The sequence below is a fragment of the Paenibacillus xylanilyticus genome, from assembly GCF_009664365.1.
GTDB lineage: Bacteria > Bacillota > Bacilli > Paenibacillales > Paenibacillaceae > Paenibacillus > Paenibacillus xylanilyticus_A.
In genome coordinates this window covers 4,580,467-4,604,579 of record NZ_CP044310.1, presented here as the reverse complement: position 1 = coordinate 4,604,579, position 24,113 = coordinate 4,580,467, and the positions used below count along the sequence as shown (strand labels likewise).

Annotated in this window: 24 protein-coding genes and 1 other annotated feature; of the genes, 22 read left to right on the top strand and 2 right to left on the bottom strand. The window is 46.9% G+C overall.

Features of this window, described 5'->3' with window-relative positions:
- Window positions 1-223: 223 nt before the first annotated feature.
- The 12 genes from spoIIGA to F4V51_RS20440 all read left to right on the top strand — a co-directional run bounded on the left by spoIIGA (window position 224) and on the right by F4V51_RS20440 (window position 11,522).
- Window positions 224-1,204: a sigma-E processing peptidase SpoIIGA gene (spoIIGA, locus tag F4V51_RS20495; protein ID WP_153980792.1), complete on the top strand. Its 981-nt coding sequence runs from the start codon at window positions 224-226 to the stop codon at window positions 1,202-1,204.
- Window positions 1,205-1,215: 11 nt separating this feature from the next.
- The gene (gene sigE / locus F4V51_RS20490) at window positions 1,216-1,938 is read left to right on the top strand and encodes an RNA polymerase sporulation sigma factor SigE (protein ID WP_095289983.1); all 723 of its coding nucleotides are present in this window, start codon (window positions 1,216-1,218) and stop codon (window positions 1,936-1,938) included.
- 111 nt (window positions 1,939-2,049) lie between these two features.
- Window positions 2,050-2,832 carry an RNA polymerase sporulation sigma factor SigG gene (gene sigG / locus F4V51_RS20485; RefSeq protein WP_095289985.1) on the top strand — a complete coding sequence of 261 codons (783 nt, stop codon included), beginning with the start codon at window positions 2,050-2,052 and terminating at the stop codon, window positions 2,830-2,832.
- 250 nt (window positions 2,833-3,082) lie between these two features.
- Entirely contained in the window at window positions 3,083-3,475 is a 393-nt protein-coding gene (locus F4V51_RS20480) for a YlmC/YmxH family sporulation protein (protein ID WP_167301703.1), read from the top strand.
- A 51-nt stretch (window positions 3,476-3,526) separates the two neighbouring features.
- Window positions 3,527-4,426, top strand: a complete 900-nt coding sequence (gene pgeF, locus F4V51_RS20475; protein ID WP_153979417.1) for a peptidoglycan editing factor PgeF — start codon at window positions 3,527-3,529, stop codon at window positions 4,424-4,426.
- Between the two features lie 6 nt (window positions 4,427-4,432).
- Window positions 4,433-5,134 (top strand): YggS family pyridoxal phosphate-dependent enzyme, encoded by a 702-nt coding sequence (locus tag F4V51_RS20470; protein ID WP_153979416.1) that lies wholly within the window; start codon window positions 4,433-4,435, stop codon window positions 5,132-5,134.
- Window positions 5,125-5,592 carry a cell division protein SepF gene (locus tag F4V51_RS20465; RefSeq protein ID WP_095289991.1) on the top strand — a complete coding sequence of 156 codons (468 nt, stop codon included), beginning with the start codon at window positions 5,125-5,127 and terminating at the stop codon, window positions 5,590-5,592. Before F4V51_RS20470 ends, F4V51_RS20465 begins: the two co-directional genes overlap by 10 nt.
- A 7-nt stretch (window positions 5,593-5,599) precedes the next feature.
- A complete protein-coding gene (locus tag F4V51_RS20460) occupies window positions 5,600-5,863 on the top strand; it encodes a YggT family protein (protein ID WP_227779725.1) in 264 nt (87 codons plus the stop codon).
- A gap of 19 nt (window positions 5,864-5,882) precedes the next feature.
- Window positions 5,883-6,665: a YlmH family RNA-binding protein gene (locus F4V51_RS20455; protein ID WP_153979415.1), complete on the top strand. Its 783-nt coding sequence runs from the start codon at window positions 5,883-5,885 to the stop codon at window positions 6,663-6,665.
- Between the two features lie 245 nt (window positions 6,666-6,910).
- Window positions 6,911-7,420, top strand: coding sequence for a DivIVA domain-containing protein (locus tag F4V51_RS20450; RefSeq protein WP_056696170.1), 510 nt, complete (start codon window positions 6,911-6,913; stop codon window positions 7,418-7,420).
- 58 nt (window positions 7,421-7,478) lie between these two features.
- Window positions 7,479-7,768, top strand: a binding site (T-box leader).
- A 77-nt stretch (window positions 7,769-7,845) separates the two neighbouring features.
- Window positions 7,846-10,944, top strand: coding sequence for an isoleucine--tRNA ligase (gene ileS / locus F4V51_RS20445; protein ID WP_153980790.1), 3,099 nt, complete (start codon window positions 7,846-7,848; stop codon window positions 10,942-10,944).
- A 227-nt stretch (window positions 10,945-11,171) separates the two neighbouring features.
- Entirely contained in the window at window positions 11,172-11,522 is a 351-nt protein-coding gene (locus F4V51_RS20440) for a DUF5665 domain-containing protein (protein ID WP_153979414.1), read from the top strand.
- 13 nt (window positions 11,523-11,535) lie between these two features.
- Here the strand turns inward: F4V51_RS20440 and F4V51_RS20435 are convergent, their stop codons facing one another.
- A complete protein-coding gene (locus tag F4V51_RS20435; protein ID WP_153979413.1) occupies window positions 11,536-12,279 on the bottom strand; it encodes a TraR/DksA C4-type zinc finger protein in 744 nt (247 codons plus the stop codon).
- A 219-nt stretch (window positions 12,280-12,498) separates the two neighbouring features.
- Here F4V51_RS20435 and lspA point away from each other — a divergent pair, with 219 nt between their 5' ends.
- The 8 genes from lspA (at window position 12,499) to F4V51_RS20395 (ending at window position 19,075) form a co-directional block, all read left to right on the top strand.
- A complete protein-coding gene (gene lspA, locus F4V51_RS20430) occupies window positions 12,499-12,993 on the top strand; it encodes a signal peptidase II (RefSeq protein WP_127537794.1) in 495 nt (164 codons plus the stop codon).
- 55 nt (window positions 12,994-13,048) lie between these two features.
- Window positions 13,049-13,966, top strand: coding sequence for an RluA family pseudouridine synthase (locus F4V51_RS20425; RefSeq protein ID WP_371859957.1), 918 nt, complete (start codon window positions 13,049-13,051; stop codon window positions 13,964-13,966).
- Between the two features lie 109 nt (window positions 13,967-14,075).
- Window positions 14,076-15,329, top strand: a complete 1,254-nt coding sequence (locus tag F4V51_RS20420) for an LL-diaminopimelate aminotransferase (RefSeq protein ID WP_110821237.1) — start codon at window positions 14,076-14,078, stop codon at window positions 15,327-15,329.
- Between the two features lie 185 nt (window positions 15,330-15,514).
- Window positions 15,515-16,426, top strand: coding sequence for a decaprenyl-phosphate phosphoribosyltransferase (locus F4V51_RS20415; RefSeq protein WP_416226485.1), 912 nt, complete (start codon window positions 15,515-15,517; stop codon window positions 16,424-16,426).
- Window positions 16,427-16,461: 35 nt separating this feature from the next.
- Window positions 16,462-17,094 carry an HAD family hydrolase gene (locus tag F4V51_RS20410; RefSeq protein ID WP_153979411.1) on the top strand — a complete coding sequence of 211 codons (633 nt, stop codon included), beginning with the start codon at window positions 16,462-16,464 and terminating at the stop codon, window positions 17,092-17,094.
- The gene (locus F4V51_RS20405; RefSeq protein WP_095359818.1) at window positions 17,091-17,411 is read left to right on the top strand and encodes an EamA family transporter; all 321 of its coding nucleotides are present in this window, start codon (window positions 17,091-17,093) and stop codon (window positions 17,409-17,411) included. The genes F4V51_RS20410 and F4V51_RS20405 overlap by 4 nt, the downstream gene beginning before the upstream one ends.
- Window positions 17,398-17,718 (top strand): DMT family transporter, encoded by a 321-nt coding sequence (locus F4V51_RS20400; RefSeq protein WP_236146607.1) that lies wholly within the window; start codon window positions 17,398-17,400, stop codon window positions 17,716-17,718. Before F4V51_RS20405 ends, F4V51_RS20400 begins: the two co-directional genes overlap by 14 nt.
- Before the next feature lie 55 nt (window positions 17,719-17,773).
- Complete coding sequence (locus tag F4V51_RS20395; RefSeq protein WP_153979410.1) at window positions 17,774-19,075, top strand: DUF6080 domain-containing protein; 1,302 nt, start codon at window positions 17,774-17,776, stop codon at window positions 19,073-19,075.
- A gap of 150 nt (window positions 19,076-19,225) precedes the next feature.
- Here the strand turns inward: F4V51_RS20395 and F4V51_RS20390 are convergent, their stop codons facing one another.
- Window positions 19,226-21,901 (bottom strand): YhgE/Pip domain-containing protein, encoded by a 2,676-nt coding sequence (locus F4V51_RS20390; RefSeq protein ID WP_153979409.1) that lies wholly within the window; start codon window positions 21,899-21,901, stop codon window positions 19,226-19,228.
- 660 nt (window positions 21,902-22,561) lie between these two features.
- Between F4V51_RS20390 and pyrR the strand changes: the two genes are divergently transcribed.
- Together pyrR and F4V51_RS20380 are read left to right on the top strand one after the other, a co-directional pair.
- On the top strand, window positions 22,562-23,125 hold the full coding sequence (gene pyrR, locus F4V51_RS20385) for a bifunctional pyr operon transcriptional regulator/uracil phosphoribosyltransferase PyrR (protein ID WP_095290017.1): 564 nt from the start codon (window positions 22,562-22,564) through the stop codon (window positions 23,123-23,125).
- Window positions 23,125-24,036, top strand: a complete 912-nt coding sequence (locus tag F4V51_RS20380; RefSeq protein ID WP_416226542.1) for an aspartate carbamoyltransferase catalytic subunit — start codon at window positions 23,125-23,127, stop codon at window positions 24,034-24,036. Before pyrR ends, F4V51_RS20380 begins: the two co-directional genes overlap by 1 nt.
- The last annotated feature ends 77 nt before the right edge of the window (window positions 24,037-24,113 follow it).

The window sequence follows — 24,113 nt, the reverse complement described above, 5'->3', positions numbered from 1 at the left end:
CTCCTTATGGAGAAACCGGGTTTTTCTGTTTTCTATTTACAGCATATCAAACAGAAATGAACAAATTCTGAACAAGAGTCACGAGGAAATACGACAAAAAAAGTTGAGACGACACCCCCATGATTAGACAGACTTTGAACAGGAAGCTCCTTATACTTGTGTGTATGCTCATAGAATATCGGAACAACGCTACACCGATATTTGGTACGAGGCAGGTGAAGAGTTGGTCGTTTATGTTGATCTTATTTTTTTGACAAACCTGTGTATTGACGGTGCACTCATCGGACTCACAGCCTGGATGCGTAAAACGAAGCTGGTTTGGTGGAGATGGTTACTGTCTTCCATTGTGGGCGCCCTTTATGTCGTTATGATGTTTGTACCGGAGTTTGATTTTATGTTTACCTTTTTGATCAAGTTTGTTTTGTCACTCGTGATGTTGTTTATCGCTTTTGGTTTTAAGGGTCTCCAGGTGTTTATGAGGAATCTGGGTACCTTCTATGTCATTAACTTCGTCGCTGCCGGAGGCATTTTAGGTATACACTACATGCTTCAGAGTTCGGGCGAACTGTTTAACGGAATTTGGTATACAGCTTCGGGCGGAATGTCCTTTGATCTGAAGATCGCCTTCTGGTTTACTTTTATCGTATTCTTTGCAGTGCTGTTTTTATTCAAAGCCGTGCAAAGTTCCAAGCGAAAATCAGACCGTATGACAACCTATCTGGGAGAAGTGCAGGTTTATATCGATGATGTAACGATTTCTTGTACAGGCCTTGTCGATACCGGCAATCAACTCACGGACCCTCTTTCCCGTCTGCCGGTAATGGTGATGGAGGTTTCACTTTGGCAAGACATGCTGCCAGCTTCCTGGAAAGGCCGGTTGAAGGATGAAGCACCGGACAACCTCATTATGGAGCTGGACCAGGAGGATTTTCGCTGGCAGGGTCGACTAAGACTGGTACCCTATCGTGGTATCAACAAAGGGACGGCATTTATGCTGGCAATCAAGCCTGATCTGGTGAGAGTGACATTGGATCAAATGAGCTATGAGACAACCAAAGTACTAATCGGGCTGGATGGCGGAGTGTTGTCGTCAGAAGGAAAGTACCGCGCGGTCATTCACCCTGAGCTTGTGCAAGACGCTGCCTCTGCGCAGTCTACGGCTCTCTCTGCGGGAGCAACAGAAAAGCCGCTGAATGTGGTATAGGAGGAACGTACATGCTTGTGAAATGGAAACTGGTGGCGCAGCTGCAGTATTACCGTCTGTTATTTTTGCTTGGTTTGAAAAGTGAGGAGATCTATTATATTGGAGGCAGTGAAGCCCTGCCGCCTCCACTGACGCGGGAAGAAGAGGAATTTTTGCTGCAAAAGCTCTCTTCCGGGGATGCTGCAATTCGCGCCATGCTGATTGAACGAAACCTTCGCCTAGTCGTGTACATCGCTCGCAAGTTCGAAAACACAGGCATTAACATTGAGGATCTGGTTTCCATTGGAGCCATCGGGCTCATCAAGGCTGTCAATACATTTGATCCGGAAAAGAAAATCAAGCTGGCAACCTATGCCTCGCGATGCATTGAAAATGAAATATTGATGTACCTGCGGCGTAACAGCAAAATTCGGACAGAAGTTTCTTTTGATGAGCCACTCAACATTGATTGGGATGGAAATGAGCTATTATTATCGGATGTTCTGGGTACCGAGAATGATACAATCTATCGAAATATTGAAGAGCAGGTAGATCGAAAGCTTCTGCACAAGGCCTTGGAAAAATTGACTGAACGTGAGCGGATGATTATGGAGCTTCGCTTTGGCTTGACGGACGGAGAGGAAAAGACACAAAAAGATGTTGCAGATTTGCTTGGAATCTCCCAATCCTACATCTCTCGTCTGGAAAAAAGAATCATTAAAAGACTCCGCAAGGAGTTTAATAAGATGGTCTGATCCTGTGCTTTTAATATAATGGGTATTAATGGCAAGGATGCCAGGGACGAATAAAAAAGCCTGCCCCGGAGATAATGTACATTAATGTTTCTCCTTGGGAGGTAAATCACGATGACCCGAAACAAAGTCGAGATTTGTGGCGTGGACACCGCAAAATTGCCTGTCCTCACCAACACAGAAATGCGGGAATTGTTTCATTCCCTACAGCAGCACCATGATCGCTCAGCAAGAGAGAAATTAGTGAATGGCAACCTGCGGCTTGTACTCAGTGTCATTCAGCGCTTTAACAATCGGGGGGAGTTTGTCGATGATCTGTTCCAGGTTGGTTGTATCGGCCTGATGAAAGCCATTGATAATTTTGATTTATCCCAGAATGTCAAATTTTCAACGTACGCAGTACCGATGATTATCGGTGAGATCCGTCGTTATCTGCGTGACAATAACCCGATCCGGGTATCCCGATCATTACGGGACATCGCATATAAGGCGCTGCAGGTTCGCGACAGTTTGACCAACAAAAATTCTCGTGAACCGACCATATTTGAAATTTCCGAAGCATTGAACGTGCCCAAGGAAGATGTAGTTTTTGCACTGGATGCCATTCAAGATCCGGTATCATTATTCGAACCCATCTATCATGACGGTGGAGATCCCATCTATGTGATGGATCAGATCAGTGATGACAAAAACAAGGATGTGTCGTGGATTGAGGAAATTGCACTGCGCGAGGCTATGCATCGTCTCGGACAGCGGGAGAAAATGATTCTGTCCATGCGGTTTTTTGAAGGCAAAACACAGATGGAAGTTGCCGACGAGATTGGAATTTCCCAAGCTCAGGTATCCCGACTGGAAAAATCGGCTATTCAGCAGATGCAGAAACACGTGAAGACGTAACATGACTTCATTCACAAGGACGATCTAACGGTTGTAATCCGTTGGTCGTCTTTTCTATTTTTATTGACATACGATTAGGTCTGGCGAGAACTGCGATCGATGAGCGGCTTTAAAGAGAACGCCCAGTTACGGATCAAGCTGTACTAATTTCAGGAATACCCCGAAAAATAGGACATTTTTCGCCTATAAAACATATATTGTATAGAAGCGTTGAACGGTATAAGCGGACTAGGCGGGGGGCGAGCGGCAGATGAAAGTAAGCGCAAGTGAGTCGGCACAAAGAGGGATGAAGATCTCGGATTTTCAGACAAAGGATGTCATTAACATCACGGATGGCAAACGTCTGGGGCAGATTAGTGATCTGGAATTAGATCTCAAGCAGGGACGGATCGAGGCCATCGTGGTACCCGGTTACAGCCGGTTCATGGGGTTGTTCGGGGGTGGAACGGATCTGGTTATTCCCTGGAGGAACATTGTTAAGATCGGTTCCGACGTTATTTTGGTTAAACTGGATGAAGTCAGAGAAACGAGCTACGATGAGCGAGATCGCGAAGCGAAGATGTATGATGAACAGCAAAGCAGCCGTATGGAGCGGGTTGAACGCCTGGAACGATTGGACCGAAGCCAGCGTCGAACGATATAATCAAGACAGAACGTGGCTCATTTGGTACACTGGAAGCTGTGAGGTGATAAGATGGAACCCTTTGTTCTGAATAAACAACTTTTCGAACGGACTGAAGATCAAGCGGTGAATGGAAGCCCAGATCCGTTGTTATTATATGTGGAGCCGTGGAGAGAACAGTTCAGCCGAATGACGGCAGGTTTTACCACAAGACAGGGCGGAGTGGGCAGTAAACCCTATGCCACTCTAAACTGCGCTTATCATGTTGGCGATGATCCTTCAGACGTTTTGAAGAATCGTCGTCTGGTGGCCGAAAAGCTTGGTTTCTCGGTGAGCGCCTGGACGTGTGGTGAACAGGTCCATGGCAAACAAGTGGCTGTTGTAAAAGCTGAGGATCGAGGCAGAGGTCTGATGGATCGACAGTCAGCGCTGCAGGACACGGATGGTTTGGTCACCAATGTACCTGGTGTGCTGCTTACTTCCTTTTATGCGGATTGTGTTCCACTGTATTTCTACGACCCGGTGCAACAAGCCGTCGGGCTTGCTCATGCGGGGTGGAAAGGGACTGTTGCCGGCATTGCCCAGTCAATGGTTGAAACGATGGAACGGGAATATGGAAGCCGGGCACAGGATATCCGGACAGCTATAGGCCCTTCCATTGGGGATTGCTGTTATGAAGTGGATGAGGCAGTTATGCAGCATGTACGGGTTTGGTTTGAATCTGCTCCGGGTAATGATGAATACAACAACTCTGTGCAGGGCCGAGCATATCACTCGTCTGGAAATGGAAAGACGATGTTAAACTTGAAAGAATGTAATCGACACATTATGATGAAAGCAGGAATATTGCCGGATCATATCGAATGTACAACGTGGTGTACAAGCTGCCACCCGGAACTGTTTTTCTCGTATCGGAAGGAAAATGGAACGACCGGAAGAATGGCGAGCTGGATTGGGCTGGAAGAGAGGTGACCCTCTGTGTCATTGGAGGAGCGAATTCAACAGGTAAATCAGAAGATCGAAGCTGCATGCCAGCGCAGTGGCCGTCAGCGCGAAGACGTAAATGTGATTGCGGTCACGAAGTACGTCTCCCTTGAAACGACAGGCGCTGTGCTGGAAAGTGGCCTTGAGCATATTGGAGAGAACCGCTGGCAGGATGCACAAGCCAAGTGGGAAGCATTTGGTCAGCAAGGAACATGGCATTTTATCGGTCACTTGCAGACCAACAAAGTGAAAGACGTCATAGGCAAATTCCGCTACATACATTCACTGGATCGTTTGTCTCTGGCCAAGGAGCTGGACAAAAAGGCAGCTGCAATGGGGACACAAGTGGAAACATTTTTGCAGGTGAATATTTCGGGTGAAGAGAGCAAATACGGATTGCAGCCTGAACAGGCGAGTTCATTTTTGCGTGAGATCAGCAGCTTCAGCAACCTGAAGGTTGTCGGTCTGATGACCATGGCTCCCCATGAGGAGGATCCGCAACTTACGCGTCCCGTATTTCGTGGACTGCGTGAGCTAAGAGACCATTTGAATGGACAAGCCCTGACATCGGAACCATTGACTCAGCTATCGATGGGAATGTCCAATGATTTTGAAGTGGCGATTGAAGAAGGGGCAACATGGGTACGGCTGGGATCAATTCTCGTAGGAAAAGAGGAGGGTTCACGATGGGCGTAATGAATAAATTCATGAATTTCCTTGGTCTTCAAGAAGAGGAAGAGATTGTGGAACGCGAACGTTTGGCTGCTCAAGAGGAGGCTGAATCTGAACAGCAGGAAGCTGAAACCTCCAGTCTAGATAAACGTAGAAACCAAAGGGGGAATAATGTTGTGAGCATTCATTCCCAGAAAAATGTTAAAGTTGTCCTTTATGAACCACGTTCCTATGACGAAGCTCAAGAAATTGCCGACCACCTTCGTTCACATCGTACAGTGGTTGTGAACCTGCAGCGGGTGCGCCAAGATCAGGCACTGCGCGTCATTGATTTTTTGAGTGGGACCGTTTACGCACTGGGCGGGGGCATTTCTAAAATTGGCGGCAACATTTTTCTCTGTACGCCGGATACCGTTGAAATTCAAGGCGCAATTACGGAAATACTGGCTGACAGCGAGCAAGATTACAACAGAATGAGGTGAGCCGCTTTTGTATCAACTTCAAGTCGTCGTGTTTTACCTGTTTGAGATTTATTTCTACATGATTATTGGATATGTATTGATGTCGTGGCTTCCGAACGCGCGGGAGAGCGTCATTGGTGAGTGGCTTGCCAAATTGGTGGAACCCTATCTGAGTCCTTTCAGACGTTTCATTCCGCCTTTGTTCGGTATGCTGGACATCTCACCAATCGTTGCGTTAATTACTCTTCAACTGGCGAGATCAGGTTTGCTCTCGATCATCAGCTACTTCTGATAGGGTAGGGTGAACATAGATGAGTGGTGAAATTTACGAACATTTTAGCCATGATGAGCGTGACTTCGTGGATAAAGCCTCGGATTGGGTGGAACGCGCTGGCAAGCTTCATGATATGAAGCTAACGGACTTTCTTGACCCAAGACAGGCCTTTATATTGCAAACGCTTGTCAATCGTCGCAATGACGTCCAGATTCGTCTGGACGGAGGCTACGAGGCAGCTGAACGCAAACGTGCGCTGATTGCACCAGATTATCGGTATCTCGCTGATGAAGATATGGGTATGCAGGTGCTTAGCATTACGTCAGATGATCAGAAAATTACAGAGCTGGAGCACGGGGACTACATGGGAGCCTTGCTCGGGCTTGGACTGAAACGCGGCAAGATCGGAGATATCCAAGTGCTGGATGACGGATGCCACACCGTGGTGGCAGCGGAGACCGGCGCTTTTTTATCGCTTCAATTGAACCAGGTTCATCGGGTTCATGTGTTTACAGAGCTGCTTCCTCTGCATGAGATGAAGTGGTCGGAGAGCAAACTGGATACGATGGATATCACTGTTGCATCCTTGCGTCTGGACGGAATTTGTGCGGATGTGTACCGACTGAGTCGCAGTAAAGTTCTAGTTCCCATCAAAGCGGGCCGATGCCGGGTAAATTGGAAAGTCGAGGAAGATCCGTCCAAAGCTCTGAAAGCCGGGGACGTGGTCTCCATTCAAGGTTTTGGCCGTTTCAAGGTGCTGGAACAGGATGGGATGACCAAAAAGGGACGTTGTCGTGTAAAAATCGGCAAATTTGCTTAGCGGCATTGCAGGAAAACCCGTTTTCTTGTCGAAATGTTTAAGATAAAGGTGTAAAAAACATTCGCTGTTTCCGATATACATTGAAGTGCAAAGTCGATATAACTGTATTGGAATCAGAACGTCGATTCTGCAAGTGCAAGTCGTTCATGCTGTTATATGACTTCTTGCATACGACCCTTTGGGTGATACCCATGTGCTGCAAACCTTCTCGGAACGGGAAGGAACTTTAACAGGAGGTGGACAGCATGCCATTAACGCCGCTGGACATACATAACAAGGAATTTTCCCGACGCTTGCGCGGGTATGACGAGGATGAAGTCAATGAATTCCTGGATCAAGTCATCAAAGATTACGAAGGCGTCATTCGCGAGAACAAAGAGCTGAGCAATCAGTTGCTGTCCGTTCAGGAGAAACTGGATCATTTTGCCACAATTGAAGAAACGCTCAGCAAAACGATTATCATAGCGCAGGAAGCAGCCGACGATGTGAAGAACAATGCGAAGAAGGAAGCACAGCTCATTGTGAAGGAAGCAGAGAAAAATGCTGACCGGATCGTGAACGAGTCCTTGGCGAAATCCCGCAAGATTGCTTTGGAAGTGGAGGAACTGAAGAAGCAGGCTTCGATCTACCGGGCCCGTTTCCGTACGCTTGTTGAAGCACAGCTCGAACTGCTGTCTCAGGATGGATGGGAAGCATTGGAGAGTCGCGAACAGGAAGTCCGTGATCGTGAACGGGAAATGAAGGAAATTTATTAGTCTGCCTGCCCGGTTGACTTTTGACTCTAAAGAGGCTATAACTATATTCATAATGAATAATGATTCCATGACGGGTTCAAGTACGTTATGATCTCATCCCTCAGAGAGTTGGCGTTTGGTGCAAGCCAATGGATGAGTTATAGCCGAATATCTCCCCGGAGAAGTGACGCTGAAGCGGTGATGCATGGCCGTGCGTAAGCGAAACCGTAAGCCGAACGTTATATCGGCACCCTGCTGTAGTGAAGCGGGGCACAAGTGCTGTTAATGACAAAGCATACCCATTGGATTGGATATGGTTTGTGATGAACAGAATTAGGGTGGTAACGCGAGCACAACCTCGTCCCTTTCCAGGGATGGGGTTTTTTTGTGTCCAAAAATGTGAATTGTGGACGGCCCACAATCCAATTATTGAAAGGAAGATCATGATGCAAAGAGTGGATGTCAAAGAAAAAGCACGCGCTAGAGAACTACGCATGCTAAACAAGTGGAAAACTGAGAATACGTTTAAGAAATCAATCGAGAATCGTGAAGGCAAACCGAATTTCGTGTTTTACGAAGGACCGCCAACGGCAAACGGCAAGCCGCATATCGGTCACGTGCTGGGACGCGTTATTAAGGACTTTGTAGGACGTTACAATACGATGAAAGGTTACCGTGTCGTTCGTAAAGCTGGCTGGGATACACATGGATTGCCTGTCGAACTTGGTGTACAGAAGAAGCTCGGCATTTCCCATAAGTGGGAGATCGAAGATTACGGCGTGGAAAAATTCATCAACGAATGTAAAGCGAGCGTATTTGAATATGAACAGCAATGGCGTGATCTGACAGAAGGTATTGCGTACTGGACAGATATGGATAACCCGTACATCACGCTGGACAACAATTACATTGAGAGTGTATGGAATATCCTTGCTACGATTCATGAAAAAGGACTTCTCTACCGCGGACATCGGGTGAGTCCGTACTGTCCATCTTGTCAGACTACCCTGAGTTCCCATGAAGTTGCCCAAGGGTACAAGGATGTCAAAGACCTTAGTGCCACTGCCAAATTTAAGCTGGATGACAGCGGCGAATTTGTGCTTGCCTGGACGACTACACCTTGGACACTGCCTTCACACGTTGCACTCGCGGTTAATCCGGACATGGATTATTCTCGTGTACGCCAGGGCGAAGAAGTATATATCATGGCAACTAATCTCGTGGAAAAAGTCATGAAGGACTCGAAAGGCGAATATGAAGTTATCGGTGCACTGAAAGGCTCTGATTTAGTTGGTAAAACGTATGATCCTCCATTCAACTACGTGCAGGCTGAAAAAACGAACGTCATTTTGGGTGCGAGCTATGTAACGGATGCAAGTGGTACAGGGATTGTACACATGGCTCCAGCACATGGTGAGGACGATTACCGCGTATGCCGTGAGCATGGCATCAGCTTTGTTAACATGGTGGACCTTGAAGGTAAATTTGTGGCACAGGTTACGGATTTTGCGGGACGCTTCGTTAAGGATTGCGATATTGACATCGTGAGAAGTCTGTCCGAGAAAGGCCGCCTGTTTAGCAAAGAGAAATATGAGCACAGCTACCCATTCTGCTGGCGTTGTGATACACCGCTTCTCTACTATGCAATGGACAGCTGGTTTATCCAAACCACAGCGATCAAGGATCAACTGATTGCAAACAACAGTGAAGTGGAGTGGTACCCAGGCCACGTTCGTGAAGGACGTTTCGGAAAATTCCTGGAGGATTTGGTGGATTGGAACATCAGCCGTGATCGCTACTGGGGAACACCGCTGAACATCTGGGTATGTGAAGAAACTGGCGAACAGTTCGCTCCGCACAGCATCGCTGAGCTGCGTGCACGTGCCGTTGGAGATGTACCAGAGAACCTGGAACTGCATAAACCATACGTAGACGAAGTCAAAGTACTCAGCTCCTGTGGCAAATATGAAATGAAACGTACTCCGGAAGTGATTGATGTCTGGTTTGACAGTGGTTCCATGCCATTTGCCCAGCAGCACTATCCGTTTGAAAATAAAGAAACATTTGAACAGCAATACCCTGCGGATATGATCTGCGAAGGGATTGACCAAACACGTGGCTGGTTCTACAGCTTGCTGGCTGTATCTACTCTTTTGACTGGCAAAGCACCTTACAAGGCGGTTATGGCAACAGGTCACGTATTGGATGAGAACGGACAGAAGATGTCGAAATCCAAAGGCAATGTTATTGATCCATGGGAAGTCATTGAAGAATATGGTACAGATGCGTTCCGTTGGGCCCTGTTGTCTGACAGTGCACCGTGGAACAGCAAACGTTTCTCCAAAGGCATTGTGGGCGAAGCAAAATCCAAAATGGTGGATACATTGGTTAACACGCATGCATTCCTGACGTTGTATGCGACGATTGATGGTTTTGATCCACAGGAACATCCGTTTAAACCTTCAGCGCATAAGCTGGATCGCTGGATCCTGTCCAGACTGAACAGCCTGATCATCGTTGTGGAGAAGGCGCTGTCCGTCAATGACTATCTGAATTCTTCCAAAGCGATTGAAGCCTTCGTCGATGAGCTGAGCAACTGGTACATCCGTCGTTCCCGTGACCGTTTCTGGGGAAGTGGCTTGACCGAAGATAAACTGGATGCATATCGCACACTTACCGAGGTGCTTGTGACCACAGCCAAGCTGGTTGCGCCATTCACACCGATGCTTGCGGAAGATATCTATCTGAACCTGACTGCAGGTGAAAGTGTTCATATGGAAGACTACCCGGCAGCAAATGAAGCGTTAATCGATCTGGATCTGGAACAGGATATGGAGACAGCTCGCCGAGTGGTCGAACTCGCTCGTAACGTGCGTAACGAAACAGGTATCAAGAATCGCCAGCCGCTGTCCGAGTTAATCGTTTCGCTTGATAAAGGATTTGATCTGGCGAGCTATGAAGAGATCATCAAGGATGAGATCAATGTCAAAGGTATCCGTACGGAGCATAACGATGCCGAATTCGTTGATTTCACATTGAAACTCAATCTGAAAGTAGCGGGTAAAAAATACGGCAAGAACGTAGGCTTCCTGCAAAACTTCTTCAAAGGCATGTCAGCAGAGGAGACACGCAAAGTAGTGACAGAGGGTGTGCTGAATGTGGTTTCTCCGGAAGGAGAAGAGCTGCAAGTGACAAGTGAGGAACTGCTGGTAGAGAAACAAGCCAAGTCCGGTTTTGCTTCGGCATCCGGGTACGGGTTGACGGTAGCACTCAACACCGAAATCACAACTGCTTTGGAACAGGAAGGCTGGGTACGTGAAGTTGTACGTTCCGTACAAGACACACGTAAAAAATTGGATCTGCCGATTGAGAAAAGAGTACGCCTGACACTGGATGTTGATCCCGAGCTCCAGGCGGCAATCGAGGCATTTGATGAGGTCCTGCGTGAGAATGTACTCGTTACTGAAGTCACATTTGGTACCCATGAAGGTATGGAACGCATTGAAGCTGGCGGTAAAGCAATGGGCGTTTATATCGAGGTGTAACACCATTCTTTTTCGATACAGATGAACCGATTGAACTTAAGTTACAAATGGATCCTAAATGAAGTAGAGTATCTCTATTCCATTTAGGAAAGGATATAGAGTATAGACAAACGAGCCTTAGACTCAGGGAACAATCCCTGTATCTTGGCTCGTTTGGTTTTTATGCAAATGGGCAATGATTTCTATTGTGCAGTTACTCTATGATACCAAAGGAACTGAGCGAACACATGAATGAAGACAAGCAGGCATCGTCCGCTTCACCATCCAATCCAACACGCAGCGATAATGACAAAATTGAGGAACTCCATACCCTGACGAACCGACTCGCTAACGAGCTTGAGCGTTCACGTATTGCACAATATACGGAATTGTTGAATCGGCCGTGGAAACTGATTGGGCTCAACCTGTTATCAGGCGCAGCACGGGGTGTAGGGATCGCCATTGGTTTTACTTTTTTTGCAGCCACCATCATTTATGTGTTACAGGTGCTGGGAGCCCTCAATCTGCCAATCGTAGGAGATTATATTGCAGATATCGTCCGTATCGTACAGCGTCAGCTTGAATTGAACACCTATTAGAGGTGCAGCATGTCTAGTACATGTCATATGGATCAGAATCGTTGTCAATCTCGAGCAAGCCTTCGCCCTCACGATTCTCCAAATACTGCCGGTACTGTCTGTTGCGAACAATGGATACGTCATGACCATAAATATCGGTTGCAACGAAGCTCTCATAGGCTTCGACGCAGCCCTCAACCTCATCTGTAGCTTCAATGGCCATCACATCGTAACTGTCAATATCGCGACCTTCAGCCATGGCTGGTGAGTTCGAGGTGCCCCAGCTTTCAACGATCTGCCATGCATCTTCACCATCGAAGCCGTTCTGATCATCGCGCTCATCGAGACTCGTGCGACCAAAAGCCGGAGCGAGGAACTCTTCTTCCACTGGGCGGTTATCGGATACTACAGTTTCAGGCTGATGTTTTTTGCAATACTTGGTGTAAGGAACGGCTTGCATACGCTCGTAAGGAATGGGCTGCTGACAAACTGCGCAAGTGCCGTAATGGCCTTCTTCGATGGAATGCAGGGCAGAGTCGATACGCTCTAATTGGAATTCGTCATGCTCCAAAAGGGAAATATCTTTCTCCCGATCATACATTTCGGTAGCTACATCACCGGGATGATTATCGATAGGGGATAATTCACCCGTTTGAAATCTCATGGACCCGCTGAGGCCGTAATGGTCATTTTGCTCAAGCCGATGTTCAATACCACGTTTTTCAGCCATCAATTGGGAACGCAAGGATTGGATTTGTTCTGAAGTAAGATGTGCCATCGTTTTCCCCTTTCTGTCCGTCTGGAATCCGAATTTGGTCTCTGGTCTAGGATGTGCCAATCTGCCCTTGATTACAGGAGGGAAATGTTATCGATTTTGCCATTAAGAAAGCGAAAACGCCCGTCGTGGACGACTTCCAAACAGCTGTGCTACAATGAACAAGTCTGGCGTAAAGCCTGGTATGGTTTGGAAAAGACAAGAACGGAGTGACGAACAAACGTGGTGTATTATATCCTCGCTTTTATCGTATTTTTGGTGGATCAGGGAACAAAGTATTTAATTGCGACTCAAATGGAGCTTCGGGAAGAAATTCCGGTTATAGGCAATTTCTTTGTCATCACTTCACATCGCAACTCAGGCGCAGCTTTTGGTATTTTGCAGGACCAACGCTGGTTCTTTATCGTTGTTACCGTGATCGTGGTGATTGCTTTGGTCTGGTACTTGCAAAAAGTGAAAAACTCCCCGCATAAATTGCTGCCAGTAGCACTTAGTCTGGTGCTTGGTGGAGCTATCGGGAATTTCCTGGATCGCGCTTTGACGGGTGAAGTCGTGGATTTCGTGCAGCTTAATTTTGGCAGTTATACGTTTCCGATTTTCAATATCGCCGATTCAGCCATCTGTATCGGGGTTGCACTGATTATTGTGGAGACGTTTCTTGAGGGGCGGCGCGAGAAGGCAGCCGCGAAGATTGAAGGGAATGAACATCATGAGTAAAATGCACAATGAAGAACAAACTACTGGGGATACGTCTGTACAAGACGATGACCTGATGACTAATGAACGATTGGAATGGACTGTTTCTGCTGAACATAAGAAGGAACGCGTTGACAAATATATTACTGAAGCAATGGATAATGTCTCCCGCTCTCAGGTCCAACTATGGATCGGAGATGGTCTGGTTACTGTAAACGGAGCTGGTGTAAAGTCTAATGCCAAATTGGCTGAGGGTGATCGGATTGAACTTCAGATTCCTGAACCGACAGCTGTAGAGATCATTGCCGAAGATATTCCACTTGAAGTGGTATATGAGGACAGCGATGTGATCGTCATTAACAAACCACGTGGTCTTGTAGTGCATCCGGCACCGGGACATACATCAGGTACACTTGTGAATGCGCTCATGTATCACTGTAAAGATCTTTCAGGCATTAACGGAGAGCTGCGTCCTGGAATCGTGCACCGGATTGATAAGGACACGTCAGGCCTGCTGATGGCTGCCAAAAACGACCGTGCTCACGCCTCATTAGCTGCCCAGTTGAAGGATCACAGTGTAAACCGCCGGTATATCGCACTTGTTCATGGTCATTTGAGTCATGATCAGGGGACGATCGATGCGCCTATTGGGCGCGATACGAATGATCGTAAAATGTATACCGTGACCGAACGTAACAGCAAACATGCTGTCACGCATTTTAATGTTACGGAGAGAATTAACGATTATACGCTGCTTGAACTGAAACTGGAGACAGGTCGAACGCATCAGATCCGTGTGCATATGAAGTTTATTGGTCACCCGCTTGTGGGAGATCCAATCTATGGACGTAACAAGGGGATCAAAATGAACGGACAGGCATTGCATGCCGCGGTTCTTGGTTTTGTTCATCCGGCAACAGGGGAGTACATGGAATTCTCAGCTCCGCTTCCACAAGACATGGAAGATGTCCTTGCTTCACTGCGCAGCCGCTGACCCCTCGGGAAAGTACAAATGTTCGGATACTTTGTCCATGGCTAAACATGGGCAAATGCTTCATATTAGATTGTAGAAATTTGCGTCAAATGAGGAGATGAACATGAGTATGAGTATCGATAAATATCAAGAAACATACATTCAAACCAATTTTGCCGACCGTATTGGCGGCTCCAACTATGGTAAAGACACCAACATCTATAAATTCGAGAAAATCAAACGCGCCAAAGCTTCGGCAAAGAAAGATTTTCCCAATGTTGAACTGATTGACCTTGGTGTAGGTGAACCGGATGAGATGGCTGATGCAGGCATCGTAGCTGCACTCGCGCAAGAAGCTTCCAAACCGGAGAACCGTGGTTATGCCGACAACGGGATTCCTGAATTCAAGGAAGCGGCAGCCGCTTACCTGAAAAATGTATTCAATGTTGAAGGTATTGATCCGGCAACGGAAATTGTGCACTCCATTGGGTCCAAGCCAGCTCTGGCAATGATGCCTTCGTGCTTCATTAATCCAGGTGATGTAACGATCATGACGGTTCCTGGTTATCCGGTTATGGGTACACATACCAAATACCTGGGCGGAGAAGTCTACAACATTCAGCTGACGAAGGAAAACAATTTCCTGCCTGATCTGACAACCATCCCTGAGGATATTGCAAAACGTGCAAAATTGCTGTATTTGAACTATCCAAACAACCCGACAGGTGCTGGCGCTACGGTTGAATTCTTCACTAAAGTGATTGAATGGGCGAAAAAGTACAGCGTAGTTGTTGTTCACGATGCTCCATATGCTGCACTGACGTATGACGGCAATAAACCATTCAGCTTCCTGTCCGTACCTGGAGCGAAGGATGTAGGCGTTGAGCTGCACTCCTTGTCCAAGTCTTACAACATGACAGGGTGGAGAATTGGCTTTGTTGCAGGGAATCCGCTCGTGGTTAAAGCTTTCAGTGATGTGAAGGACAACAACGATTCTGGTCAATTCATCGCGATTCAGAAGGCTGCTGCCTACGGTCTGAACCATCCGGAAATTACGGAGAAAATCGCAGAGAAATATTCCCGTCGTCATGACCTGCTGGTTGCTGCGCTGAACGAACTGGGCTTCCAGGCGGAGAAACCGAAAGGTTCCTTCTTCCTGTACGTTGAAGCTCCAAAAGGTGTAGTAGGCGGACGTCGTTTCGAGTCCGGGGAAGACTTCTCCCAATTCCTGATTCGTGAAAAGTTGATTTCTTCTGTACCTTGGGATGATGCAGGTAACTTTGTTCGTTTCTCCGTTACCTTTGAAGCCAAAGGGGAAGAAGAAGAGAAACGCGTTATCGCTGAAATCAAACGTCGTCTGAGTGACGTACAATTCGAATTCTAATGGAATTCACCAATACAAGTGAATGAAATAAATCGAGAGACCGGAGACGGTCTCTTTTTTTATGTCCGTAATTTTATAATAAATTCCGTTTTATCCCTTTACAAAATTACCCAACAAACTTATGATTAAGTCTTTACGTTATTTTTATATACATAAGTAGGTTTGGAAGGGAGTTATGGAAATTGTTGACTTCAAGAACAAATACGGTGTCCTCACATACTGCAGGAACGGGTAATACCATGACAGGGTTGTTCAAGCTGCTGCGACCGAAACAGTGGACCAAAAATTTGCTGTTATTTGCTGCATTATTGTTTTCCTTTGAGGAAATACGCACAGAGACCATTTTAACGACATTGCTAGGTTTTATTTTGTTTAGCCTTGTTGCAGGCTGTGTGTATATTTTAAATGATTACGTGGATCGGAACAGAGATCGACAGCATCCGGTGAAGCAGTTCCGGCCAATTGCCTCTGGACAGGTTCAACCTGCCTATGCTCTGCTGTTTGGCATAATCCTGTTGATTCTTTCTATAGGCATTGCTTTTGTGATAAACCCGCTTTTTGGTGGACTATGCATCGTTTATTTCCTGTTGAACGTAGCTTATTCTTTTGTGCTTAAACATCTCGTTATTGTGGACATGATGACCATTGCAGCAGGATTCGTTCTTCGTGCCATAGCCGGCGGTGTATTGATTCACGTACCTTTTACACCCTGGTTCCTGATCTGCACCATGCTGCTGTCCCTGTTTCTGGCGATTGGCAAACGGAGAAATGAGCTTACTCTGCTTGAGGGAAATACCGGTTCGCATCGTAAGGTGCTGGATAACTACTCTGTCACACTGCTGGATCAATTTAATACCATCGTGACGACAGCAACGATTATTAGCTATTCTTTGTTCACCTTCACCTCTGACCGTACAATTCACCTGATGTGGACGATTCCGCTGGTGATCTACGGCATGTTCCGATATCTGTATCTGATACATATGAAAAACCAGGGGGGCTCACCGGATCGTGTTTTGTTTGAGGACAAGCCCATTTTGGTTACCGTCATTCTATACGTGGTTAGTGTTGTGGTCATCTTTGCGATTTTTGAATAAAGAGCATATCGATAGAAAGTTTGAGGGGGATCAGGGTGAGAAGCAGTAAAATTGCCATTTTTGATATTGATAAAACGATTATACGCCGGGATTCGATGTTTCAGTTTGTGCATTACGGCGTTCGCCGTTACCCTGGGCAGGTATGGAGGCTCCCGCTTATTGCCTTTCATACCGCGATGTTCAAGGCAGGGCTTATGAGTGTGGAACAAGTCAAGCGTTCGTACTTTAAGAGTATTGAGCGCATGAGCGAACAGGATCTGGAGCATTTTTTTGATACCCGATTGCGTACCGCCATTTTTGCAGAGGCCAGTGTGGAAATGCAGCATCGCAAGGAAGCGGGTTATCATGTGTTGCTGGTGACTGCGTCTCCGCATGCGTATATGAAATATTTTACAAACTTCCCTTGGGTAGACCATGTCATTGGAACCGAACTCGTGCGCCATCAGAATGGCTATACCTGTACGATCGAAGGCGTTAACTGCAAAGGAGAAGAGAAGGTACGCCGAATACAAGCTTACCTGCGTGAGAAAAACATGGTTATTGATTATGAACAGTCCTGCTCTTACTCTGATTCACTGTCTGACCTGCCGGTGATGCAGCTGGTGGCACAGCGCTATTTTATTAACAGAAGGGTTCCGGATATGGAGGCATTATCGTGGGGGAAATGAAGGGACGTCATACGGGCAAGGGGTTAATGCTTGTCTCCGCTTTCCTCACGGCCACCGGACAGTTGTTCTGGAAATGGGGGCTGACGGAGTGGATCTATTTAGGCATCGGATTTGTGTGCTATGGGCTGGGAGCCATCTTGATGATTAAGGCTTTTGCTCTGGAAAAGTTGTCTGTAGCTTATCCGTTGATGTGTGCAAGCTATGTTTTTGCGCTCATTTACGGTCACTTTCTGCTGGGAGAAGAGCTCACGATACAGAAGTTTGCAGCCGTTGTACTGCTTGGAATCGGGGTGACATTAACCAGTGTTGATCGATAGCTGGATGGTGGTTGTACTCATAGTAATGACATTATGTGGTGCTATGGGTGGTGCTGGTTTGAAAGCCTATGCCACAAGTCGCAACAAGCTGCATGTCCTCATGGGTCTCGGTTTTTATGGTATGGGCGCGCTTCTGAACATTGTGCTGCTAAAGTTCCTTCCCTTAACCGTGGTCTTGCCGGCCAATGCGCTGACATATGTCTGGACCCTTTTCATTGCAAAGTTTGCATTCAGGGAGAAGGTAGGCCCGCTTCGCTGGCTGGGTGTGGTTTGTATTATGGGCGGCTTGTGTTTCTTGGTTTGGTAATACGGATAGGAAGTATACGGCGAATTTTGAAAAATGACATATTGGATGTGAATGCATGAAATTTCTGGACTACATATGGTATGATCGCAAAACGAATTGGACGGCACTATGCCTGTTCGCGGGATTTGCTCTTTTTTACGCACTGATGAACGTGCCTTATGTTCTGTACATGGCGGATCAGTCACAGGTACTTGGAGCATATACCCCGTTTAATACACAACATTTTCCACTGAATTTATTTAACTTTGATCCGTCCATGTACTATGGGGCCAACAGTTCTTCGGTTATTCATCCGTTAATATCATTTCTTGTCGTCACGCTTGGTGCAGTATCGCAGTTGCTGGGAGGGAATTGGTTCTTCCTCATTTTGCAATCCCTGATCAATGCTGGGTCTGTAGTGCTGGTCTTTATTTTTCTCAACCAAAAGGATAGACAGATCGCAGTACCACTGCTCTTCGCGGTGCTATTCGGATTCAGTTCATATTTGATGTTTACAGCACTTATTCCGGATTCCTATCCGTATGTGCAGTTCTTTATCCTATGGTCCGTTCTTTATTTGCAATATACACGTGAACGGGATGAAGTGCGCTATGTGCCAAATGCCCTGATTGCAACGATTAATTTTGGACTGACCTCAACGAACATTGTTCCTTTGGCTGCTGCTATGTTTTTCAATTGGCGTACCTGGCGTAAGGCTTCCTCGTGGAAAAAGTATATTGGAATCATGGCACTGGCGGTCGCCTTCATTATCGTATTGACAGGTATTCAGTATATCGCATTTGGGGGAAGAAGCTGGGTTAGCAATTGGCTGCTCGGAATTCAGAATGGAGGTACCAGCTATGCTACGCCTTTCCAGTTTGCAGCGCATTGGAAGGCACTGACTCTGCTGACGATTAATCCGATGCTTTCTCCCAAAGTTCATTTGCTGGATCCGGGGCTGGTCGCTTTTGTAACGGATTTGTCCCGCTCCAACCCGATTCATGTTCAGCTTGTCGGTATCTTGATTTTGCTGCTGGCGCTGATTGGGTTCATCAAGGGAATTCGTGAACGGGAAGTGTGGACTCTTGCACCCTATATTTTGTTTGCATTTCTGCTGCATATCGTAGTTGGATTCGGGCTGGCTGTGTTCCAATATGATATGTACCTGTATGCTGGTCACTATCTGTTTGCTTTTTTCCTGCTCGGTGGAGGGTGGGTGATTGGTCTTCGTCCAGGGATCGGCAAAAAAATAGTGCTCGGATTACTTTTAATTAGCGTACTGGTGATGGCATCGAATAATATCTACCGTCATGTAGAAACACTGACCACGATCAAACAGTCATACGAACAATTGCAGCAGGCTCAGACTGCGAATTGATGCGAATAGTAAAAGAGAGGCAAGCCATATGGATATGATATCCACTCGGCTTGTCTCTCTTTCTTTGAATTCAATGTGTAATTCAATGGGTGAATCCTGGGCAAAGCAAAAACCGTCTGCAGCACGATGCAGAGGGTTCTTTCAGTTGAATCAGGCGATGATTTTGGTCTTCTTTGCATTCTCGGCTGAACGCTTGGTGAGACTGCTAAGCGGACGTTTCAGCACCAGTGCCAGAATAAGACTAAGTGCTATAAATATACACAGCCATAGAATATCCATTAGAGCAGTCTGCCACAAAATGCCACCCACGGATTCACGAAGTAGGCTGATCGCATACGTGAAGGGCATAAACGGGTTCAATGCCTGGAAGAAGGGAGACGTCATGCTGATTGGGAAGGTTCCTCCCGAGCTTGAGAACTGAAACACCATGAATATAATCGCAATTCCTTTTCCAATGTTTCCGAAGACGGACAACAGGGTGTAAGTAATGGTGACAAACACGGCGCTTACCAACATGGCAAACAGGACAAACCATATTTTATCTGCCACATATGTTCCGAGAATCAGCATATCTCCCACCGTTACGCACACCGCCTGAAGCAACCCTATAGTCAGGAACGTACCCAAACGTCCAAGGTACAATTGGTACCCTCGGAACTTGCCTTCCGGATTTTCTGCCTCAGCCCGAAGCAGGGAAATCAGGAGCGTGGAGCCGACCCACAGGGACAGTACGCCGTAGAATGGCGACATGGCCGATCCGTAGTTAGGAATCGGGTACAATTGATTTTCCTTGATCTGAACGGGACTCGCAAGAAAGGCACTCTCTTCCTCAATATCCCCGCGTAGCAGTTTGGCAAGTTCGGCAAATTGATTATTGCCTTCGACCTCTCTGAGTTTATCTGCCGCCTTGCTGATGGCACTTTCCAGGTCCGGCAGGTCCTCTCGCACAAGTGTGGCAACGCGGTGCACGCCTTTTTCAACCTCTGGCAATTGATGTTGTACAAAGTCGGATGCTCTGCCAATCTGCTTTTCCGCCTGAGGCAGATCGTTGCGGACAAAATCGGCTGCTTCGTTCAGCTTTGACCCGACTTTGGGCAGGTCATTCTGAATGAAAGGCGCTACGGTGTTCAGTGCCTGAATGAAAGCTTCACTTTTACTTTGCAATGTCTGGGCGATTTCATGAATCTTGTTCTGTATTTGGGGCAGATCGCTTTGGATTTTTCTTAATTCCGTCTGTCCAAAAGTAATTCCTTCCTTGGTAGCTGACAGGATGTCCGCTACATCCGGTAATTTGTCTTGGGCACCTTGTAATGTATCTGCTGATGCCGAGAGAATAGATCTTAGTTTATCTGCTCCGGTAGTAAGAGCAGGCTCAATTTCAGCATCATACGCTCCAAGGATTTGGTTCACACCGCTGTTGATCTCCTCTGATAACGTGCTCAGCTGAGCAACAATATCAGCTGGTGGAGTGGTATTGCGACGTAATGCATCGCTGATGATACCGGCAAGCTTCATTTGCAGCTGTAATTTGTCCGATAGGGTATTCAATCTGGTGATTTTATCGGCTAACGGATGGTTTGGAAGAAGATTGTCCATCTTGCCCAATAGGTCGGCCATACCGTCAACCAATTTTACGGCAACGGCAAGCCGAACAGCTATGCGGTCCAGTTCGTCTGCTGTAGGGAGTGCGCTAAGGTCCGTACCTTGAAGTCGATCAAACAAATCTCCGCCAGCACTTGCAATCTGCTGCACCAGCAATAGATTTTGCCGGATCACGGGTCCGATGGTCTGAAATGCTTCTTCACTGGCATCCACGAAACGATTCATGCCTTCAGTGAGTTCTACTCCTTTTTCGGTGATGCCTGAGACAGTGACGAGTTTATCTTGAGCAGCGGTTACGATAGTAAGAGCCTTATCCGTTTTGGTTAAAGCTGTATCAATGACACCGGATACTTCACCAAAATGTTCGTCCACTTCTTGGATACGTTCGACTGCTTTTCGAATATCCGGAATTCGCTCCTGTATGGCTAGCACCTCAGCAGAAGCATTCATAATCTGTGGCCAGTATTGTTGAACCTTAAGGATATACTGTGCCGCTTCATTAATTTCAGGCAATCGTTTCTCGACTTCAACAATCTTTTGGGCTTCTTTGACGATTTCCGGCATTGCCTTTTCGACTTCCAGCACTTTTTGTCCCGCAGACTGTATGGCAGGCAGATTCTTTTCCAAGGTAAAGATTCCATTTTCCATCTTGCGCAGGGTAGGTAGCTGTGCATCGATCTCCACACCAGCTTCTTTTAATTTGGTTAATACGGCCTCGCTGACCGCTTCGGTAAAACTTTCATTAATTTGCGTTGTAATAGAAGAGACGCCTGATCCCGTGATTTTGGGAGCGATGGCATTGACTTTCTCATTCACGGTATAGACGACTTCAGGACGTTCCAGTTTCCCATCGACAATACCGGTGATTTTGGATGAAAAGTCACTTGGGATAAGCAGACTTGCATAATACTCACCCGTCTGCACACCACGGCTGGCCTTCGTCTGATCCACAAATGTCCAACCCAGCTTATGATTCTGCTTCAGGCTGGTCACTAATTCGTCTCCTATATTAACCGTCGTTCCAGCGACGGTTGCTCCCTGATCCTCCGTGGTCACCGCGATTTTGATTCCTTGAGTGTTACTGTACGGGTCCCACACCGATTTAACGTTGACCCAGTCATACACCCCGGGCAGTAAAATAATGGCTACAATTAAGAATATGCCGGTGGGTACTTTTAAAATGTGAAGCCAGTCCGTTTTGTAAATTTGCCATATGTTACGCATGATGTCCTCCTAATTCAAATCGAATTCCAGGTTTTATATCATTCCCATCTCAGGAAGATACAAATCTTTATGTATATCGGTTCCTATGTACGGAATGTGAACGGGCTTGCATTAAAGTTGTTTACCCCGTTCTTGCGTAAATAATCGATATTTCCTGTAATATAAGCAGCTATAAAACAGAAGGGTTATATTGGATCGATTCAAGTTTGCAAATACTTATGGATAAATATACAGAAATATTGTATAATTATGAGTAATGAATGAAATGTGATGTGCATGGATGTTTTTCAGCCGACCTGTTGATTCTAAAGGGAATACAGCAGGGGAGTTCGCCTGCTAAGGTGAGGTGTTGACAGGGGGTTGTCTTTCTGTCATAATTCATGAAGATAAACGAGCATATTGATCAATAGCGCCCTGTGAGGCACTTCAGTATGTTCGACATGAATAGCACCTTTAAATCAGTCCCGTGAGACTGGCAAGGTAACGTGAACGATACATCGTTTTTTGCTGCGGCAATATAACGGTGCATCCCGAGAGTAAACTTTCTTCAGAGCGGTCTGAAGTTCGGAGACTCCTTGCCAATAAACACGGCAAGGAGTCTTTTTTGTTCTCCTGTCACGGGGCCATGATCTGGAGGGAAATCCTGAGGAGGCTGAACGCATGAGCACAGAAACACATGTCATTATGGATGAAACGGCGATCCGCCGCGCATTAACACGGATTGCCCATGAGATTTTGGAAAAAAACAAAGGGATCGACGGTTGTGTGCTGGTCGGTATCCGTACGCGGGGCGTTTATCTCGCAGAACGGATCGCCGCGAAGATTGAAGAAATCGAAGGCGCCAAAGTCCCCTGGGGAGAACTGGATGTAACTCCTTATCGCGATGACCGCTTGGACGAGAACAAAGCGAATCGCAAGGAACTGTTGACGATGACACCTGAATCACTTTCGATTCATGACAAGAAAGTGATTTTGTTCGATGATGTGCTTTATACCGGTCGTACCATTCGTGCAGCGATGGATGCCCTGATGGACTGTGGAAGACCGCAGAACATTCAGCTGGCCGTACTCGCGGATCGCGGACACCGGGAACTTCCGATCCGACCTGATTTTATCGGCAAAAACGTGCCGACTTCCAAATCAGAGGAGATTGAAGTGGCACTGATGGAAACGGACGGACAGGACGAAGTCAAAATCATTCAGAACCGGGGGGAGCAAGCATGATGATTACACAGACAGCATTGAAGGACCGGAGCTTGCTTGGACTGAAAGAACTTAGTCGCAGTGAGATTGAATCGATTCTGAACAGAGCAGCCCACTGGGAAGCTCAGAAGGATAAATTGGTACCTGTACTTGAATCACGCTTTGTAGCCAACATGTTCTTCGAGAACAGTACGCGTACTCGCTTCTCATTCGAGATGGCTGAGAAACGACTGGGTGCACAAGTACTGAACTTCACCGCAGCAGCTTCAAGTGTAGAGAAGGGCGAGTCCATCTATGATACAGTACGAACACTTGAATCCATGGGCATTGATGCAGGAGTCATTCGGCTGAAACCAGCAGGTGTTCTGCAGCAGCTGGCACAGAAGGTGAATGTTCCACTGGTCAATGCGGGAGATGGAAATAACGAACATCCTACCCAGGCATTGCTGGACCTGTACACCATGCGAAAAGCCTTCGGTGAGCTGAAAGGCTTGCGTGTATCGATCATTGGTGACATCATGCACAGCCGGGTTGCACGCTCGAACCTGTGGGCGCTGCAAAAGTTCGGAGCAGATGTACGCTTCTGTGCTCCGCAAACGATGCAAGCACCGGAACTGGCAGAGCACGCTCCTTATGTAGGTCTGGATGAAGCACTGAATGCGGATGTAGTCATGATGCTGCGGGTTCAACTGGAACGCCACAAGCATGGTCTCATTACCTCGGCAGAGGATTATCGCGAACACTACGGATTGACGGAAGAACGGGCGGCACGCCTGAATCCAAACACCATTATCATGCACCCTGCTCCTGTTAACCGGAACGTTGAAATTGACGACGCGGTTGTAGAGAGTACAGCATCGCGGATTTTCCCGCAGATGGCGAACGGAGTTCCGATTCGCATGGCGGTCATGGAACGCGCATTAAAGCTGTAACAGGGTCTGGCTATGGGTCATAGGCTGACAGGGCGGATCTTCTATAGAACGGTAAAGTAAACGATTAATCCAAATCA

Excerpts from the sequence above, each read along its gene's own strand:
- F4V51_RS20380 (WP_416226542.1), top strand. The coding sequence starts at position 23,125 with ATGATTACACAGACAGCATTGAAGGACCGGAGCTTGCTTGGACTGAAA.
- F4V51_RS20390 (WP_153979409.1), bottom strand. The coding sequence starts at position 21,901 with ATGCGTAACATATGGCAAATTTACAAAACGGACTGGCTTCACATTTTA.
- pyrR (WP_095290017.1), top strand. The coding sequence starts at position 22,562 with ATGAGCACAGAAACACATGTCATTATGGATGAAACGGCGATCCGCCGC.
- F4V51_RS20425 (WP_371859957.1), top strand. The coding sequence starts at position 13,049 with ATGACTAATGAACGATTGGAATGGACTGTTTCTGCTGAACATAAGAAG.
- F4V51_RS20435 (WP_153979413.1), bottom strand. The coding sequence starts at position 12,279 with ATGGCACATCTTACTTCAGAACAAATCCAATCCTTGCGTTCCCAATTG.
- F4V51_RS20405 (WP_095359818.1), top strand. The coding sequence starts at position 17,091 with ATGAAGGGACGTCATACGGGCAAGGGGTTAATGCTTGTCTCCGCTTTC.
- F4V51_RS20440 (WP_153979414.1), top strand. The coding sequence starts at position 11,172 with ATGAATGAAGACAAGCAGGCATCGTCCGCTTCACCATCCAATCCAACA.
- pgeF (WP_153979417.1), top strand. The coding sequence starts at position 3,527 with ATGGAACCCTTTGTTCTGAATAAACAACTTTTCGAACGGACTGAAGAT.
- F4V51_RS20465 (WP_095289991.1), top strand. The coding sequence starts at position 5,125 with ATGGGCGTAATGAATAAATTCATGAATTTCCTTGGTCTTCAAGAAGAG.
- F4V51_RS20395 (WP_153979410.1), top strand. The coding sequence starts at position 17,774 with ATGAAATTTCTGGACTACATATGGTATGATCGCAAAACGAATTGGACG.
- sigE (WP_095289983.1), top strand. The coding sequence starts at position 1,216 with ATGCTTGTGAAATGGAAACTGGTGGCGCAGCTGCAGTATTACCGTCTG.
- F4V51_RS20450 (WP_056696170.1), top strand. The coding sequence starts at position 6,911 with ATGCCATTAACGCCGCTGGACATACATAACAAGGAATTTTCCCGACGC.
- F4V51_RS20420 (WP_110821237.1), top strand. The coding sequence starts at position 14,076 with ATGAGTATCGATAAATATCAAGAAACATACATTCAAACCAATTTTGCC.
- F4V51_RS20480 (WP_167301703.1), top strand. The coding sequence starts at position 3,083 with ATGAAAGTAAGCGCAAGTGAGTCGGCACAAAGAGGGATGAAGATCTCG.
- F4V51_RS20455 (WP_153979415.1), top strand. The coding sequence starts at position 5,883 with ATGAGTGGTGAAATTTACGAACATTTTAGCCATGATGAGCGTGACTTC.
- sigG (WP_095289985.1), top strand. The coding sequence starts at position 2,050 with ATGACCCGAAACAAAGTCGAGATTTGTGGCGTGGACACCGCAAAATTG.
- ileS (WP_153980790.1), top strand. The coding sequence starts at position 7,846 with ATGCAAAGAGTGGATGTCAAAGAAAAAGCACGCGCTAGAGAACTACGC.